14 protein-coding genes are annotated in these 13,707 nt (G+C 73.8%); 6 read left to right on the top strand and 8 right to left on the bottom strand.

Annotation, left to right across the window (positions count from 1 at the left end; translation table 11 throughout):
* Positions 1–58: 58 nt before the first annotated feature.
* Both ABD241_RS17725 and ABD241_RS17720 read right to left on the bottom strand, forming a co-directional pair.
* Positions 59–694, bottom strand: a complete 636-nt coding sequence (locus ABD241_RS17725) for a VOC family protein (RefSeq protein WP_344065796.1) — start codon at positions 692–694, stop codon at positions 59–61.
* Between the two features lie 154 nt (positions 695–848).
* Positions 849–1,706 carry an RNA methyltransferase gene (locus ABD241_RS17720; protein WP_344065793.1) on the bottom strand — a complete coding sequence of 286 codons (858 nt, stop codon included), beginning with the start codon at positions 1,704–1,706 and terminating at the stop codon, positions 849–851.
* Between the two features lie 92 nt (positions 1,707–1,798).
* Between ABD241_RS17720 and ABD241_RS17715 the strand changes: the two genes are divergently transcribed.
* The 5 genes from ABD241_RS17715 (at position 1,799) to ABD241_RS17695 (ending at position 6,465) form a co-directional block, all read left to right on the top strand.
* The gene (locus tag ABD241_RS17715; protein WP_344065790.1) at positions 1,799–2,284 is read left to right on the top strand and encodes a DedA family protein; all 486 of its coding nucleotides are present in this window, start codon (positions 1,799–1,801) and stop codon (positions 2,282–2,284) included.
* A 56-nt stretch (positions 2,285–2,340) separates the two neighbouring features.
* Positions 2,341–3,132, top strand: a complete 792-nt coding sequence (locus tag ABD241_RS17710) for a response regulator transcription factor (RefSeq protein WP_344065787.1) — start codon at positions 2,341–2,343, stop codon at positions 3,130–3,132.
* Entirely contained in the window at positions 3,129–4,520 is a 1,392-nt protein-coding gene (locus ABD241_RS17705; RefSeq protein ID WP_344065784.1) for a HAMP domain-containing sensor histidine kinase, read from the top strand. Before ABD241_RS17710 ends, ABD241_RS17705 begins: the two co-directional genes overlap by 4 nt.
* A 28-nt stretch (positions 4,521–4,548) precedes the next feature.
* Positions 4,549–5,232, top strand: a complete 684-nt coding sequence (locus tag ABD241_RS17700) for an NADPH-dependent F420 reductase (RefSeq protein WP_344065781.1) — start codon at positions 4,549–4,551, stop codon at positions 5,230–5,232.
* Between the two features lie 174 nt (positions 5,233–5,406).
* Positions 5,407–6,465, top strand: a complete 1,059-nt coding sequence (locus ABD241_RS17695; protein WP_344065778.1) for a TerC family protein — start codon at positions 5,407–5,409, stop codon at positions 6,463–6,465.
* A gap of 112 nt (positions 6,466–6,577) precedes the next feature.
* Here the strand turns inward: ABD241_RS17695 and ABD241_RS17690 are convergent, their stop codons facing one another.
* The 5 genes from ABD241_RS17690 to ABD241_RS17670 all read right to left on the bottom strand — a co-directional run bounded on the left by ABD241_RS17690 (position 6,578) and on the right by ABD241_RS17670 (position 11,585).
* The gene (locus tag ABD241_RS17690) at positions 6,578–7,219 is read right to left on the bottom strand and encodes a hypothetical protein (protein WP_344065774.1); all 642 of its coding nucleotides are present in this window, start codon (positions 7,217–7,219) and stop codon (positions 6,578–6,580) included.
* Positions 7,220–7,242: 23 nt separating this feature from the next.
* On the bottom strand, positions 7,243–8,559 hold the full coding sequence (locus tag ABD241_RS17685; RefSeq protein WP_344066959.1) for an RNA polymerase sigma factor: 1,317 nt from the start codon (positions 8,557–8,559) through the stop codon (positions 7,243–7,245).
* A 139-nt stretch (positions 8,560–8,698) separates the two neighbouring features.
* On the bottom strand, positions 8,699–9,130 hold the full coding sequence (locus ABD241_RS17680) for a YciI family protein (RefSeq protein WP_344066956.1): 432 nt from the start codon (positions 9,128–9,130) through the stop codon (positions 8,699–8,701).
* A 108-nt stretch (positions 9,131–9,238) separates the two neighbouring features.
* Entirely contained in the window at positions 9,239–10,096 is an 858-nt protein-coding gene (locus ABD241_RS17675; protein WP_344065771.1) for an HAD family hydrolase, read from the bottom strand.
* A gap of 121 nt (positions 10,097–10,217) precedes the next feature.
* Positions 10,218–11,585 (bottom strand): dihydrolipoyl dehydrogenase family protein, encoded by a 1,368-nt coding sequence (locus ABD241_RS17670; RefSeq protein ID WP_344065768.1) that lies wholly within the window; start codon positions 11,583–11,585, stop codon positions 10,218–10,220.
* A 129-nt stretch (positions 11,586–11,714) separates the two neighbouring features.
* Between ABD241_RS17670 and ABD241_RS17665 the strand changes: the two genes are divergently transcribed.
* Positions 11,715–12,710: a UDP-glucuronic acid decarboxylase family protein gene (locus ABD241_RS17665; RefSeq protein WP_344065765.1), complete on the top strand. Its 996-nt coding sequence runs from the start codon at positions 11,715–11,717 to the stop codon at positions 12,708–12,710.
* Here ABD241_RS17665 and ABD241_RS17660 read toward each other — a convergent pair.
* The gene (locus tag ABD241_RS17660; RefSeq protein ID WP_344065762.1) at positions 12,699–13,667 is read right to left on the bottom strand and encodes a glycosyltransferase family 9 protein; all 969 of its coding nucleotides are present in this window, start codon (positions 13,665–13,667) and stop codon (positions 12,699–12,701) included. The genes ABD241_RS17665 and ABD241_RS17660 overlap by 12 nt on opposite strands.
* Between the last annotated feature and the right edge of the window lie 40 nt (positions 13,668–13,707).

The following is a 13,707-nucleotide window of genomic DNA, read 5'->3' as shown; positions in this document are numbered from 1 at the left end:
GCGGCGGTCACCCGGAGAGGGTGGCCGCCGCTTCGCGTGCGAGTCGAGGTGGGGAAGGTCAGATGGTGACCTTGCCGGACGGGGTGTCGAAGGTGACCGAGAGCAGGCCGGGCGTGCCGTGCGGCGCGACGAAGGTGAAGTTGATGCCGCCCTTGTCGAACGTGTCGTCCGGGCCGAGCCACTCGCGCACGCGCTTGGGGTCGCCGGCGATCTCGAGGTGGTCGATGGAGACCGACGTGTCGGCACCCGCCGAGGGGTGGACCGTCATGTCGTCCCACTCGATGAAGTAGGGGACCTGCGGGTCGGCCATGAGGCCCTTGATGCCGACCTGGCGCCACTTGAGCTCGGTGCCGTCGGGGCGGTGCCGGTTGCCGAGGACCGCCTCGCGGCCGAGGCGCTGCTCGACGGCGCTGATGTCGTCGACGGCGACGACCCAGCCGAGCCAGCCGCCGCCGGCCTCGGAGGCGGCGCGGACGGCCTGCCCGAAGGGGGCCTTGTCGGAGGCCGGGTGGTCCAGCACCTCGACGACCTCGAGGTAGTGGTCCTTGGCCAGGGGGAAGATCACGTTGCGCGTGCCGAACCGGGGATGCACCCCGCCGTCGACCGGCGCGACGCCGATGAGCTCGGACAGCCGGGCGGCTGTGGCCTTGAGGCCACCGGCCTCCGCTGCATAGGAGACGTGGTCAACTCGCATACAGAACATCGTGACACACGCGAAGGGGTGCTCTTGACCACCCCCACCTCCACCCGCTAGCGACCGCCGCGCCGGTCACACGGTCGGGACGCTCGCGTCGTTTCCGTATGCCGTCACGCCGCCTCCGGTGGCGTGCGCGGGCTGCGTCCTCCGCTCAGCGGGAGTCGCGCTGCCGGACCGCCTCGTAGAGGACGATCGCGGCCGATGCGGCGACGTTGAGGCTGTTCGCCTTGCCGCGCATCGGGATCCGCACCCGGTGCGTGGCCGCGTCCAGGAGGGTGCGGTCGGCGCCGTGCTTCTCGCTGCCCACGGCGATGGCGACGCGGCCGGTGTAGTCGACGTCGGTGTGCAGCAGGTCGGTCTCGGGGGTCGTGACGACGAGGCGGATGTCGTTGGCCTGCAGCCACTCGAGGGCCTCGGCCGTCGTCGCGCTCGCGGCCGGCACCGCGAAGACGGTGCCCTTGCTCGCGCGCACGACGTTGGGGTTGCCCCAGTCGGTGACGGGGTCGGCCGCAACCACGGCGTCGACCCCGGCGGCGTCGGCGGTGCGCAGCATGGCGCCGAGGTTGCCGGGCTTCTCGACGCCCTGGCTCAGCAGCGTGAGGTGGTCGGGACCGTCGACGCGCAGGTCGGCGAGGGAGACACCGACGCGGTCGACGACGGCGAGAAGGCCGTCGGGGCCCTCGCGGTAGCTGACCTTCTTGAAGGCGCTGCGGCTCAGGTGCACGACCTCGACGCGGTCGTCGCGCAGGCGGGCCAGCAGGTCGCTCTGGTGGCCGATGTCCTGGCTGCCGGCTCGTCCGGCGGGGCTGAAGAGCTCCTCGCAGACGTAGACGGTGCCGGGTCGCACGCCCGACGAGAGCGCGAGGCCGATCTCCTCGTAGCCCTCGACGAGGGTCTGTCCCGTCTCCTCGCGCGTGCGGCGTCGGCGCAGGCCGAGCAGGGACTTCAGGCGCGGGTTGGACGCGGAGGCGATCGTCAGCTCGCGGGGCGGGTGCGTGGGGTTCGTCATGGCACGGCCAGCATCCCACCCGCCCGGTCCCATCACACGCCGCGCCGGGGTGCTCCCGCCGGCGAGCACGCGCGGCCGCCTAGGCTGGCCGCATGCTCGACACCCTGGCCGCGCTGCCCTTCTGGCAGGCGTTCCTCGCGTTGTTCGCGAGCGCCATGGTCCGCTCGAACGGCACCTACTGGGTCGGACGGGGCGCGGTCGCCGGGTGGCAGCGCTACCGGGGCAGGCACGGCGAGCTCACCGCGCGAGCCGAGGCGCTGCTGCGCCGTCTGGGTCCTTTCGCCGTCACGCTGTCCTACCTCACCGTCGGCATCCAGACGGCGGTCCACCTGACGGCGGGCGTCGTGCGGATGCCGCTGCGGTGGTACGTGCCTGCGGCCGTCGCCGGGTCGGCCCTCTGGGCCGTGCTCTACGCCACCGTCGGCCTCGCCGTCGTGCAGGCCTGGCTCGCGGCCGAGGCGGGCGCCTGGTGGGGGGTCGCCGTCGTGGCGCTGGCCCTCGTCGCCGTCGCCGTCGCCGGGATCGTGGCCCGACGCCGCCGTGACCGCTCTCCCGTTCCACAGGCCACCGCGTCCTGACACGATCCGAACACGAGCGAGGCCCGGGCGGTGCCCACGCTCACTACGCTGCGAGCGTGCCCACCGCCCACGAGGTGAACCGCGACGACGCCGCCAGCACGCCAGGTCGTGGCCTGGTGCTCGTCGTCGAGGACGAGCCCGCCATCGCCGACGTGCTCCGGCTGAACCTGCGTGCGGCGGGCTACGGCGTCGAGGTCGTCGGTGACGGTGCCAGCGCGCTCGAGGCGACCCGTGACCTGCGGCCGAGCGCGGTCGTGCTCGACATCGGCCTGCCGGTGCTCGACGGCATCGAGGTGTGCCGGCGACTGCGGGCCCGGGGCGACTGGACGCCGGTGCTGTTCGTCACGGCCCGCGACGACGAGGTCGACCGCATCCTCGGGCTCGAGCTCGGCGCCGACGACTACGTCACCAAGCCCTTCTCCCCGCGCGAGCTCGTCGCGCGCCTCGCGGGCGTGCTGCGCCGCACCCGTGGCGACCTCTCCGGCCCGGACGTGCTGCGTTCGGGCGAGCTGAGCGTCGACCTCACCAGCCACGAGGTCCGCGTCTCCGGGCAGGAGGTCGCCCTCACGGCGACGGAGTTCGACCTGCTGGTCCACCTGCTGCGCCGGCCGGGCGTCGTGTTCACCCGCGAGCAGCTGCTCAGCGACGTGTGGGGGTATGCCGCGACCGCCGGCACGCGCACCGTCGACGTGCACGTGGCGCAGGTCCGCGCCAAGCTGGGGCCGGCGAGCCCCATCCGCACCGTGCGCTCCGTCGGGTATGCCGCCGAGCGGGCTCCGCGAGACCGCGCGGACCCTGCCCCCGGCGTCACGGGCGACGCGCCGACCGACGCCGGGCCTCGACCGTGACGGCGGGACGGGGCTCGCTCTCCCGGCAGATGGTCCTGCTGGCCGTCGGCATCGCGGTCCTGACCGCGCTTCTCGCGGGCGTCCTCGCCGTGGGCCTGACCCGTACGGCGGTCGACGACGCGGCCGGACGCACCCTCGCGGGGATCGCCGATGCTGCGGCCGTGCGGGCCGACTCCGGCGCCGCTGCCCGGGTGGGCCAGAACCGCGCCGTGCGCACCCTGGGGACGCTCGGCATCGAGTCCGCGAGCGTCGGCCGCGGTGGCGCCGTCGTCTCGACGAGCGCGCTGGCCCGCCAGGCCCTGACCCCTGCCCGCCAGACGGCCCTGCTCGCCGGACGCAGCGTCTCGGCACGCGACGACCTCGGCGGCACCCTCGTCCTCGTCGAGGGTCGACCGACCGAGGCCGGCGGCATCGTCCTCGTCCAGCGCCGGTCGGACGCGACGGCCGGCTCGGACCAGCTCGTGCGCCGGGTCCTGCTGGCCCTCGCCATCGCCGCGGTGGTGGCCGTGCTCGTGAGCGTGACGGTCGCCCGGCGCCTGTCGCGCCCGCTGCAACGGACCGCGGCCGCCGCGCACGCCCTGGCGGCCGGCCGGCGTGACGTCCGCGTGCCGGTGGAGGGTCCCGAGGAGGTCGCCCAGGTCGCGAGCGCGCTCAACTCGCTGTCCGGCTCCCTGTCCCGGTCGGAGGGGCGCCAGCGCGACTTCCTCCTGTCGGTCTCGCACGACCTGCGCACCCCCCTGACGGGCATCAGCGGGTATGCCGAGTCGCTCGCGAGCGGTGTCGTGCCGGCGGACGAGACCGCCCGGGTCGGCGGCGTCGTCCTGACCGAGGCCAAGCGGCTCGAGCGCCTCGTCGGCGACCTGCTCGACCTGGCCCGGCTCGGCGCCGACCGGCCGAGCGTGACGCCCCAGCCCACCGACCTCGTCGCCCTCGGTCGCGAGATCGAGTCCGCCTGGTCGCGCCGGTGCGGGGCGGTCGGGGTGCCCTTCACCTTCGTCCCGGCGGTGCCGCACGCCCGGACGGTGACCGACCCGGCTCGGGTGCGCCAGCTGGTCGACGGCCTGCTCGAGAACGCCCTGCGCGTCACGCCGTCGGGGCACCCGATCGTCGTGGAGGTCCGTCACGAGCCCGGTCCGCAGGGCGGCCTCGACGTGGTCGAGGTCCGCGACGGCGGCCCGGGCCTGGGCGACGACGACCTCCCCGTCGCGTTCGAGCCGTCGGTCCTGCACGAGCGTTACCGCGGTCTGCGCCCGGTCGGCACCGGGCTGGGTCTGGCCATCGTCGCCCGGCTGGCGCAGGTCCTCGGCGGCACCGTCGAGGCCGGGCACGCCGCCGAGGGGGGAGCGCGCTTCACGCTGCGCCTCCCCCGCGCGGACGCCGTGGAATGACCCGACGCACTGCGCGGTTGACGACCGTATGACCACCTGGGGCTTCATCGGCAGCGGCAACATCGGCAGCACCGTCGCCCGGCTCGCGATCGCGGCCGGACACGACGTCGTGCTCAGCAACAGCAGGGGTCCCGAGACCCTCGCGGACCTCGTGGCGCAGCTCGGGCCGCACGCCCGCGCCGCCACCGCGCAGGAGGCCGCCACGGCCGGCGACGTCGTGGTGGTGACCATCCCGCTGAAGGCCTACCGCGACGTGCCCGTCGACGAGCTCGCCGGCAAGGTCGTCATCGACACGATGAACTACTACCCCGAGCGCGACGGGCAGATCCCGGAGCTCGACGACGGCTCGACGACCAGCTCCGAGCTGCTCCAGGCACACCTGCCGCAGTCGCACGTCGTCAAGGGCTTCAACAACATCTTCTTCCAGCACCTGGGCGAGCTCGCCCGCCGGGCCGGGGCCCAGGACCGCAGCACCCTCGCCATCGCCGGCGACGACGCCCAGGCGAAGGACACCGTGCGCAAGGCGCTCGACGCCATCGGCTACGACACCCTCGACCTCGGGCCGCTCGCGGAGGGCTGGCGCACCCAGCCCGGGCAGCCGGCATACGGCACCGAGTACGCGCTCGACGCCGGCGACTGGACGGCCGGGGCGCGGCCGGTGACCTCCGACGAGCTCGCTGGGCTCGCCGTGCGGGCGACTCGCGAGGTCTGAACCCGAGCCCCCGGACGGGGGATTTCGGCCGCCCCTCGGCGGCCGGTACGATGACCCGCGAGGGGAGTACTTCCTCGCACGACCCGGTCAGTACGGCGGTCCGACGACCGCCCCGGTTCGTGGCCGACGTCCGTCGGTGAAGGAGACCTCAGACATCACGTTCTGAGGAGCCCCATGCTCACCGCACTCCCGACCGCTGCGACGCCCGCGCCGGTCACCGACTCGATCGGTACGCCGACGCTCTGGATCGCGACGATCGCCGGCGTCGCCGCCCTCTTCGTCGTCGACTTCCTCATCACCCGCCGCCCGCACGACCCGAGCATGCGCGAGGCGGTCGGCTGGTCGGCCTTCTACATCGCCGTCCCGGTGCTCTTCGGGGGCTGGCTCTGGTGGCAGTACGGCTCCCAGCAGGGCGTCGAGTACTACACCGGCTACCTCGTCGAGAAGTCGTTGTCGGTCGACAACCTCTTCGTCTTCATCATCCTGCTCTCGGCCTTCGCCGTGCCGCGCGAGCTGCGCCAGCGCGTGCTCCTGATCGGCGTCGGCGGCGCCCTCGTGCTCCGCGGCGTCTTCATCGCGCTCGGGGCGCAGATGATCGCCAGCTTCGCCTGGACGTTCCTGCTCTTCGGCGCGATCCTGCTCGCCACCGCAGTCAAGGTCGGCCGGGACGCCGTGTCGCACACCGAGCACGACCTCGACGTCGACTCGCTGCGCAGCGTCCGGCTGATCCGCCGCCTCTACCCCGTCACCGACGCGTATGCCGGCACCCGCCTCACGGTCCGACGTGACGGTCGGCGCGCGCTGACGCCCCTGGCGCTCGTCGCCGTGGCGATCCTGGGCACCGACGTCGTCTTCGCCATCGACTCCGTGCCGGCCGTCTACGGCATCACCGGCGACCCCTACCTGGTCTTCGCGACCAACGCCTTCGCCCTCCTGGGCCTGCGCGCGCTCTACTTCGTGCTCGAGGGCGCCCTGGCCAAGCTCGTCCACCTCGGTCACGGGCTCGCGCTGATCCTCGCCTTCATCGGCGCCAAGCTCGTCCTCCACTGGGCGCACGGGGTCTGGCCCGGCGTGCCGGAGATCCCGACGCTGCTCTCGCTCGGCGTCATCGTCGGCATCCTGGCTGTCGTGACGGCGACGAGCCTGCTCGCCAACCGGCGTCCCGACGCCGGGGAGGGTTCCGACGGGGCGGCCGAGCCGGCGGCGGAGCGATCCGGGGCGCCCCGGGCGTGACCTTCACCCGTGCGACCCGAGTGCCCAGATCCCGACGTGGGGATCTGGGCACTCGACCGCGGGAGCTGGGCACTCGACGGTGGGGGGACCGTCGTGGTCCGGTGGCCGCGGGTCAGCTCGACGCGCTCGGGGAGGGCGAGGCGCCGGGCGAGGACGTCGTGACCTTGAAGACGACCACCCGGGCCGTGGGGTTCGTCGCCCCGAGGCCGACCACGAGGGCCTTCGAGCCGACCTTGACGGCGCCGATGGTCGAGGCGGTGCCCTTGCCGGTGGTGCGGGCGCGGACCTTCGTGTCGCCCGCGACCGAGAACGTCAGGGAGAACCCGTCCTTGGCCTTGACGGTGATCGAGGTGGCGGAGACGGCGGTGACGTCACCGCGGACGGCCTGGTGGGTGACCGGGCCGGCCTTGCCCTCGGTCACCCAGGTGCCGTGCAGGGCCCTCAGCATCCGGGCGCGGAGTCCCTGGCGCCCGGGCTTCCCGGCCGTGCCGGCCCCGGTGCCCGGGGTGGTCTGCTCGGTCTGGGCGGCCCCGGTTGCCTGGAACGCGGCGTCGACGAGGTCGACGGTGTCGCCGTCCGTGGTCGCACCGGTCACCTGGTGCTGGACCTGGGCCGCGGGGACCGGGGAGGAGGCGCTCGGGTCGGTCTTCGAGCACGCCCCGAGCGCGAGGCTGCCGAGGACGAGGACGGCCGCCCCGAGGGCCGCGGAGGAGCGGGCGATGCCGGCGGTCCGGCGGGTGGTGTGGTTGTTCATGTCCCCACTCTCGCGCGCGCAGGTCAAGCCCCGGTTCGCGTCGTGTTCGAGTCGTGTTCGGGCCCGTCGTCCTGTCCCGAGGCCCGGGCGAGGAGCAGCGCCTTCTCGGCGTCGTTCTGGGTGAGGTCCGCGGCCCGCGCGAACTCGGCGCGGGCCTCCTCGACGCGGCCGAGGCGGGCGAGCAGGTCGCCACGGACGCTGGGCAGCAGGTGGTAGTCGGCGAGGGCACCGCCCTCGACGAGGCGGTCGACGATCCCCAGCGCGGCGGCCGGGCCGTCGGCATACGAGACCGCCACCGCGCGGTTGAGCTCGATGATCGGCGAGGGCCGGATCTGCCCGAGCCGCCCGTAGAGCGCGGCGATGAGCGCCCAGTCGGTGGCATCGGCGGTGCGCGCGCGAGCGTGACAGGCGGCGATGGCGGCCTGGAGGACGTAGGGCCCGGCCTGCTCGTGGTCCGGCCCGACGAGCGACGTCGCGCGGTCGAGCTCGGCCAGGGCGTGGTTGACCAGGGCCCAGTCCCACGCGGTGCGGTCCTGGTCGAGGAGCAGCACCGGCTCCCCGTCACGCCCGATCCGCGCGCGGGTGCGCGAGGCCTGGATCTCCATCAGCGCCAGCAGGCCGTGCACCTCCGGCTCCCGCGGTGCGAGCGCCGAGAGCACCCGGCCGAGCCGGATCGCCTCCTCCATGAGGTCACCGCGCAGCCAGTCACGACCCGACGTGGCGGCATACCCCTCGTTGAAGACCAGGTACACGACCTCGAGGACCGACGCGAGCCGCGGCGCCAGCTCGGCCCCGGACGGCACCTCGATCGTCACGCCGTCCTTGCTCAGCGTCTTCTTCGCGCGCGAGATGCGCTGGGCGACGGTCTGCTCGCTCGTGAGGAAGGCACGGGCGATCTCTCGCGTCGTGAGGCCGCCGATCATCCTCAGGGTCAGGCAGATCCGCGCCTGGGCGGTGAGTGCCGGATGGCAGGCGGCGAAGACCAGTCCGAGGACGTCGTCGTCGATGTCCTCGAGGGCCGCGTCGAAGTCTGCCTCGGCCAGCTCGGCGGTCCGCAGCTCCTCCGCACGACCCACCTGCTGGAGCTTGCCGGCGAGGTTGACCTCGCGGCGGATGCGGTCGATGGCGCGTCGCCGTGCCGTGGCCGTCAGCCACGCGCCCGGCTTGGTCGGTATGCCGTCACGTGGCCACTGCTCGAGCGCCTGGACGAAGGCGTCCTGCGCGAGGTCCTCGGCCAGGCCCACGTCGCCCACCAGGCGGGCGACGACGGCCGCCACCTTCGCGGCCTCCATGCGCCAGACCGCCTCGAGCGTCCGGCGCACCTCATCGGAGCTGGGCATCTGCTGGCTGGTCGGGCTCGTCACCACGACACTGTTTCACCCCGCGCACCACTGACGTGGGCGCGGACGAGAGACTGCGCCCGCGCGCCACGACACTGTTTCACCCAGCGCAACACTGACGCAGCGGCGTCCGGCCCGATCAGCCCCGCGCGGCGTTGCGCGCGGCCTCGACCCGCATCTGCTCCTCCCGCTCACGCAGCTCCGGCGTGAGCTCGTCGCCGAAGTCCTCGGCCCTGAGGATCTGGCGCAGCTCCAGCGCGTAGCCGGGCTCCGGTGCGCACGAGACGGGCCACTTCTTCAGCCACTCGAGCGCCTCCTCCCGGGAGCTGACGTCGATGATGGTGAAGCCGGCGACGAGCTCCTTGCTCTCGGTGAAGGGCCCGTCGCTGATGACCCACTCGCCGTCCTGCCACGCCGCGCGCGCTCCCCTGGAGCTCGGGTGCAGCCCCTCCCCGTCGACGAAGACGCCGGCCTTGAGCATCTCCTCGTTGTGGGCCTGCATGTCGGCGTACTGCTGCTGGGTGCCGGTGCCCCCCTGCTCGATGACGGGCGTGGACGGCACGATGATCATGAAACGCACGGCGGTCTCCTCGGTCGGTCGGTGCGGGGTCCTCGCTCCCGCCTCACCCTTGCGTCGAACGAGACGGCCGGTTCTCGACACGGCCCTGCCGCGAACCTCCTAGAGCTCGAGCCGGGCCGTCGACGCGGACTCCGTGCCGTCCCGGAACGGCACCCCGTCGCGCGCGGCCTGGGCCACCGCCTCGAGGATCGGCACGAGGCCGTCCTCGTCCACGTGTCCGGCCACCTCGTCCGCGACGGCCTTGACCTCGTCGGGGGCGTTGCCCATCGCGACGCCCCAGGCGGCCCAGTGCAGCATCTCGAGGTCGTTGCGCTGGTCGCCGCAGGCGACGGTGTGGATCGGCTCCACACGCAGCTGCCGGCGCACGAGCTCGAGGGCGCTCGCCTTGGACACACCCTCCGGGTTGATGTCTAGCCACGCGGACCAGCCGACGGCATACGACACCTCGTGGAGACCTGCCCGCTCGACCAGCTCCATGAACTCCTCCGCCGTCGACTCCGGCTGGCGCAGGGTGACACGGGTGACGGGGTGGGCGACGAGCTCCTCCCAGGGGACCTCGCGGGAGTGGCCCATCAGCTCCCCGTCCGGGAAGTGCTTGCTCACCTTGAAGCCGACGCCCGGCTCCTCGACGGCGATGAGGGCGTCGGGCAGCTCGACCCGCATCTTCTCCAGGACCGCCCGCGGGTCGAACGTCACCTGGTCGATGATCGAGTAGCCGGTCGGGGCGGCCGGGTTCAGCTGCAGCGTCAGGGCGCCGTTGGAGCAGACGGCGTAGCCCTCGGACAGACCGAGCTGCTCGAGGATCGGCGTCGTCGCGAGGATGGACCGGCCGGTGGCGATGACGACGGCGACGTCCTCGGGCAGGGCCCGCACGGCGTCCCGCACGCGTGGGGACAGCTCACCCATGTGGTTGAGGGTCGTGCCGTCGAGGTCGAGGGCGAGCAGTCGCTGTGCCATGGGGTCACCGTATCTCCCGGTTCCACCCCTTCACGTCCATCTCGGGCCGGCGCACCCGCCGGTCACCGGCCCGTCACCGGGCCATCACGGAGCAATCTTCGGAGCACGCCGGCCGACCTCCTCAGTCGAGCTGGGCGAGGGCGGTCTCGATGCCGCGGTGCAGGGTCGGGTAGGCGTAGATCATCGACCTCAACCGGTCGACCGGCACCTGCCCGTGGACCGCGACGGCGAGCGCCCCGAGCACCTCGCCGCCGGCCGGGCCCATGGCCGTGGCCCCGACGAGGATCCCGCGGTCGGCGTCGGCCACGACCTTGATGAAGCCGTCCGCCTTGGCGATCCAGCCGCGCGTCGTCTCCCCGAGGGGCGTGACGCCGACCTCGACGTTCGCGAGCTTCTCCCTCGCCTGCGCCTCGGTCATCCCGACGGCACCGACCTCGGGGTCGGTGAAGGTGACGCGCGGGAGTGCGGCATACTCCGCCGGGGGTCCGTCGTCGCCGAGGACGTCGCGGACGACGATGCCCGCCTGGTACATCGAGACGTGCGTGAAGGCGCCCTTGCCGGTGATGTCGCCGACCGCCCACACGCCGTCCGTGACCCGGCAGCGGTCGTCGACCGGCGCGGTGCGCGCGTCCGAGGGGACCCCGACGGCGTCGAGCCCGACGGCGGCGGGGTCGGCCCGACGGCCGGTGGCCACGAGCAGCCTCTCCGCCTCGAGGGTGGAGCCGTCGGCCAGCGTGATCGTGAAGGACGAGCCGTCGTGGCTGACCTTCTCCGCGCCGACACCGGTGCGCACGGTGATGCCGTCGGCCTCCAGCGCCGCGACGAGCTTCTCGGACGCCTCGGGCTCCTCGAGCGAGAGGATGCGGTCGGCCGCCTCGACGACCGTCACCTCGACGCCGAACCGGGCCATCACCTGGCTCAGCTCGCAGCCGATGGCACCGCCGCCGAGGACGACGAGGGAGTCGGGCAGCTCGTCGGCCTCGATGATCTCGTGGTTGGTCCAGTAGGGGGTCTCGCGCAGCCCCTCGATCGGCGGGACGGAGGGCGTGGTGCCGGGGTTGACCACGACGCCCTTCGTGGCGGCATACGTCGTGCCGTCGACGTCCACCTCGCCCGGGCCGGTGATGCGGCCGGTGCCGTGCAGGACCGTCGCGCCCTTCTTGGTGAGGCGGTCGACGGCGACCTGGTCGTTCCAGCTGTCGGTGGCCTCCTCACGGATGCGCTTCGCGACGACCGACCAGTCCGGCCTCACCTCGCCGACCGAGCCGGCCAGGCCCTCCACGCGGCGGGCCTCGGCGAGCGAGTCGGCGGCGCGGATCATCATCTTCGAGGGGATGCAGCCCCAGTACGGGCACTCGCCGCCCACGAGGTTGCGGTCGACGGCGAGGACGCGCAGGCCACGCTCGGCCAGGGTGCCGGCGAGGTACTCGCCACCCGGTCCCAGGCCGATGACGACGATGTCGAAGGTGTGGTCGGTATCGGTAGCCATGTCACAGCATGACCTGCCGGAGCGGCGGGCGGTAGAGGCGGGTCGTATGCCGGGTGGCCGGCTCCGCCGCGGGACGCCGCCCGGGCGACCCCTCGTTTCACCCCCGACGGGCCCGGGTACGCGTCCGGCGTGGAAGGCGTAGACGCAGCCGCCGCGCTGCGAGGCTCCCGGGACGGCCACCGGCGACGGGTCGTGGTGACGGGAGGCGCCGGGTTCCTCGGGGGATGGCTGTGCCGGCACCTGCTCGACGACGGCTGCGAGGTCGTGGCCGTCGACAACCTCGTCACCGGCACGCCGGCGGTCGTCGAGGAGCTCGAGACGCATCCGCACTTCACGTTCGTCCATGCCGACGTCACCCGGGTGCTCGACGTCCAGGGCCGCGTCGACCAGGTGATGCACCTCGCCTCTCCGGCGTCTCCGGTGCACTACGCGGCCCTGCCCGTCGAGACCATGCTCGTCGGCAGCCAGGGCACGATGCACGCGCTCGACCTGGCGCAGGTCAACGGCGCCCGGTTCGTGCTCGCCTCGACCTCGGAGGTCTACGGCGACCCGCTCGTGCACCCGCAGCCGGAGAGCTACTGGGGCAACGTCAACCCGGTCGGCCCGCGCAGCGTCTACGACGAGGCCAAGCGGTTCGCCGAGGCCCTGACGACGGCCTACCGCACCAGCCGCGGCGTCGACACCGGCATCGCCCGCATCTTCAACACCTACGGGCCGGGGATGCGCGCCGACGACGGCCGCATGATCCCGGCGTTCATGACCCAGGCCCTCAAGGGCGAGCCGATCACGGTCACGGGCGACGGCAGCCAGACCCGCTCGCTCTGCTACGTCACCGACACCGTCGACGGCCTCTGCGCCCTCGCGGCCAGCGACCACCCCGGTCCCGTGAACCTCGGCGGCGGCGACGAGGTCACCGTGCTCGAGCTCGCCGAGACCGTGTGCCGCCTGGCCGGGTCGAGCTCGCCGATCACCTTCGTGGACCTGCCGGAGGACGACCCCCGCGTGCGACGGCCGGACACCTCGCGGGCAGCAGAGCTGCTGGGCTGGAAGCCGCAGGTGCCGGTCGAGGAGGGCCTGCGCCGGACCCTCGAGTGGTTCGAGGAGCAGCTGCGCTCAGCTGCCTGACACCACGCGCGTGGGCGCCCGGTCCTCGCGGCGACCCCCATCGAGGCGACGCGTGTCGTTCTGCCGCAGTCGCGCCCGCGCGGCGGTGACCACCTCGTCGACGGTGGTGGCCAGGAGGGCGGCGTCCACCGCCTCGCCGTGCGGGTCCCCGCGACCACCGCTCGACGCCCGCTCCCCGCCGTGCCACAGCACGGTGTGGGGCCCCTCGGCCGGCGGCCCCCACTCCGAGGGCGGGACCGGGCCGAAGAGGACGACGGACGGCGTGCCGAAGGCCGTGGCGAGGTGCGCGATCCCGGTGTCACCGCAGATGACCAGGCGCGCTCCGCGGACGAGGGCGGAGAGCGAGAGCAGGTCAGTGCGGCCGGCCAGCACGGCATCGGGCCCGAACCCCGCCGCGTCCGCGACCGCCACGGCGAGCGGCTGCTCCTCGGCGTTGCCGGTGACGACGATGTCGAGGCCCTGGTCCCGGGCCCAGCTCCCCACGGCCGCAAAGCGTTCCACCGGCCAGCGACGGGACGGGTAGGCAGCTCCCGGGTGGATGACGACGGCGCCCGGCGCCGGGCTCGCGACCGTCGGCGGCGGCAGCCGCAGCTGCGAGGGGTCGGCCGGCCAGCCGGCATGCTCCACGAGCCGGCACCACCGGCGCACCTCGTGCTCGCCCGGACGCCACTCGGGGCCGGCCACTCCCGCAGCCGGGCAGGCGAAGCCGACCAGCCTCCGCGGACGCAGCGCCTGCAGGAGCCGGTGGCTCGCCGGCCCACAGCCGTGCAGGTCGACGGCGACGTCGGGCGGCGGTCCGGACCACTCGAGCGGGTCCAGCCCCTGTGCCGGCAGCACCCGGTCGACGAGGTCCGGCGCCACCACCAGAGCGGCCAGGGCGGCCGGCCCGGCGAGCACGAGCTCGTGGTCGGGCAGGCCCCGGCGGAGGGCCCGCAGCGCCGGCACCGAGGTGAGCACGTCTCCCAGGCCGAGGGCCCGGAGGACGAGCGCGCGACCG

Origin of the sequence: Terrabacter lapilli (assembly GCF_039531305.1) — a bacterium.
Taxonomy (GTDB): domain Bacteria; phylum Actinomycetota; class Actinomycetes; order Actinomycetales; family Dermatophilaceae; genus Terrabacter; species Terrabacter lapilli.
Note: the sequence above shows the minus strand (reverse complement) of the source record. Positions and strands in the feature narration are given on the sequence as shown.

Excerpts from the sequence above, each read along its gene's own strand:
- ABD241_RS17725 (WP_344065796.1), bottom strand. The coding sequence starts at position 694 with ATGCGAGTTGACCACGTCTCCTATGCAGCGGAGGCCGGTGGCCTCAAG.
- ABD241_RS17720 (WP_344065793.1), bottom strand. The coding sequence starts at position 1,706 with ATGACGAACCCCACGCACCCGCCCCGCGAGCTGACGATCGCCTCCGCG.
- ABD241_RS17715 (WP_344065790.1), top strand. The coding sequence starts at position 1,799 with ATGCTCGACACCCTGGCCGCGCTGCCCTTCTGGCAGGCGTTCCTCGCG.
- ABD241_RS17700 (WP_344065781.1), top strand. The coding sequence starts at position 4,549 with ATGACCACCTGGGGCTTCATCGGCAGCGGCAACATCGGCAGCACCGTC.
- ABD241_RS17695 (WP_344065778.1), top strand. The coding sequence starts at position 5,407 with ATGCTCACCGCACTCCCGACCGCTGCGACGCCCGCGCCGGTCACCGAC.
- ABD241_RS17690 (WP_344065774.1), bottom strand. The coding sequence starts at position 7,219 with ATGAACAACCACACCACCCGCCGGACCGCCGGCATCGCCCGCTCCTCC.
- ABD241_RS17685 (WP_344066959.1), bottom strand. The coding sequence starts at position 8,559 with ATGCCCAGCTCCGATGAGGTGCGCCGGACGCTCGAGGCGGTCTGGCGC.
- ABD241_RS17680 (WP_344066956.1), bottom strand. The coding sequence starts at position 9,130 with ATGATCATCGTGCCGTCCACGCCCGTCATCGAGCAGGGGGGCACCGGC.
- ABD241_RS17675 (WP_344065771.1), bottom strand. The coding sequence starts at position 10,096 with ATGGCACAGCGACTGCTCGCCCTCGACCTCGACGGCACGACCCTCAAC.
- ABD241_RS17670 (WP_344065768.1), bottom strand. The coding sequence starts at position 11,585 with ATGGCTACCGATACCGACCACACCTTCGACATCGTCGTCATCGGCCTG.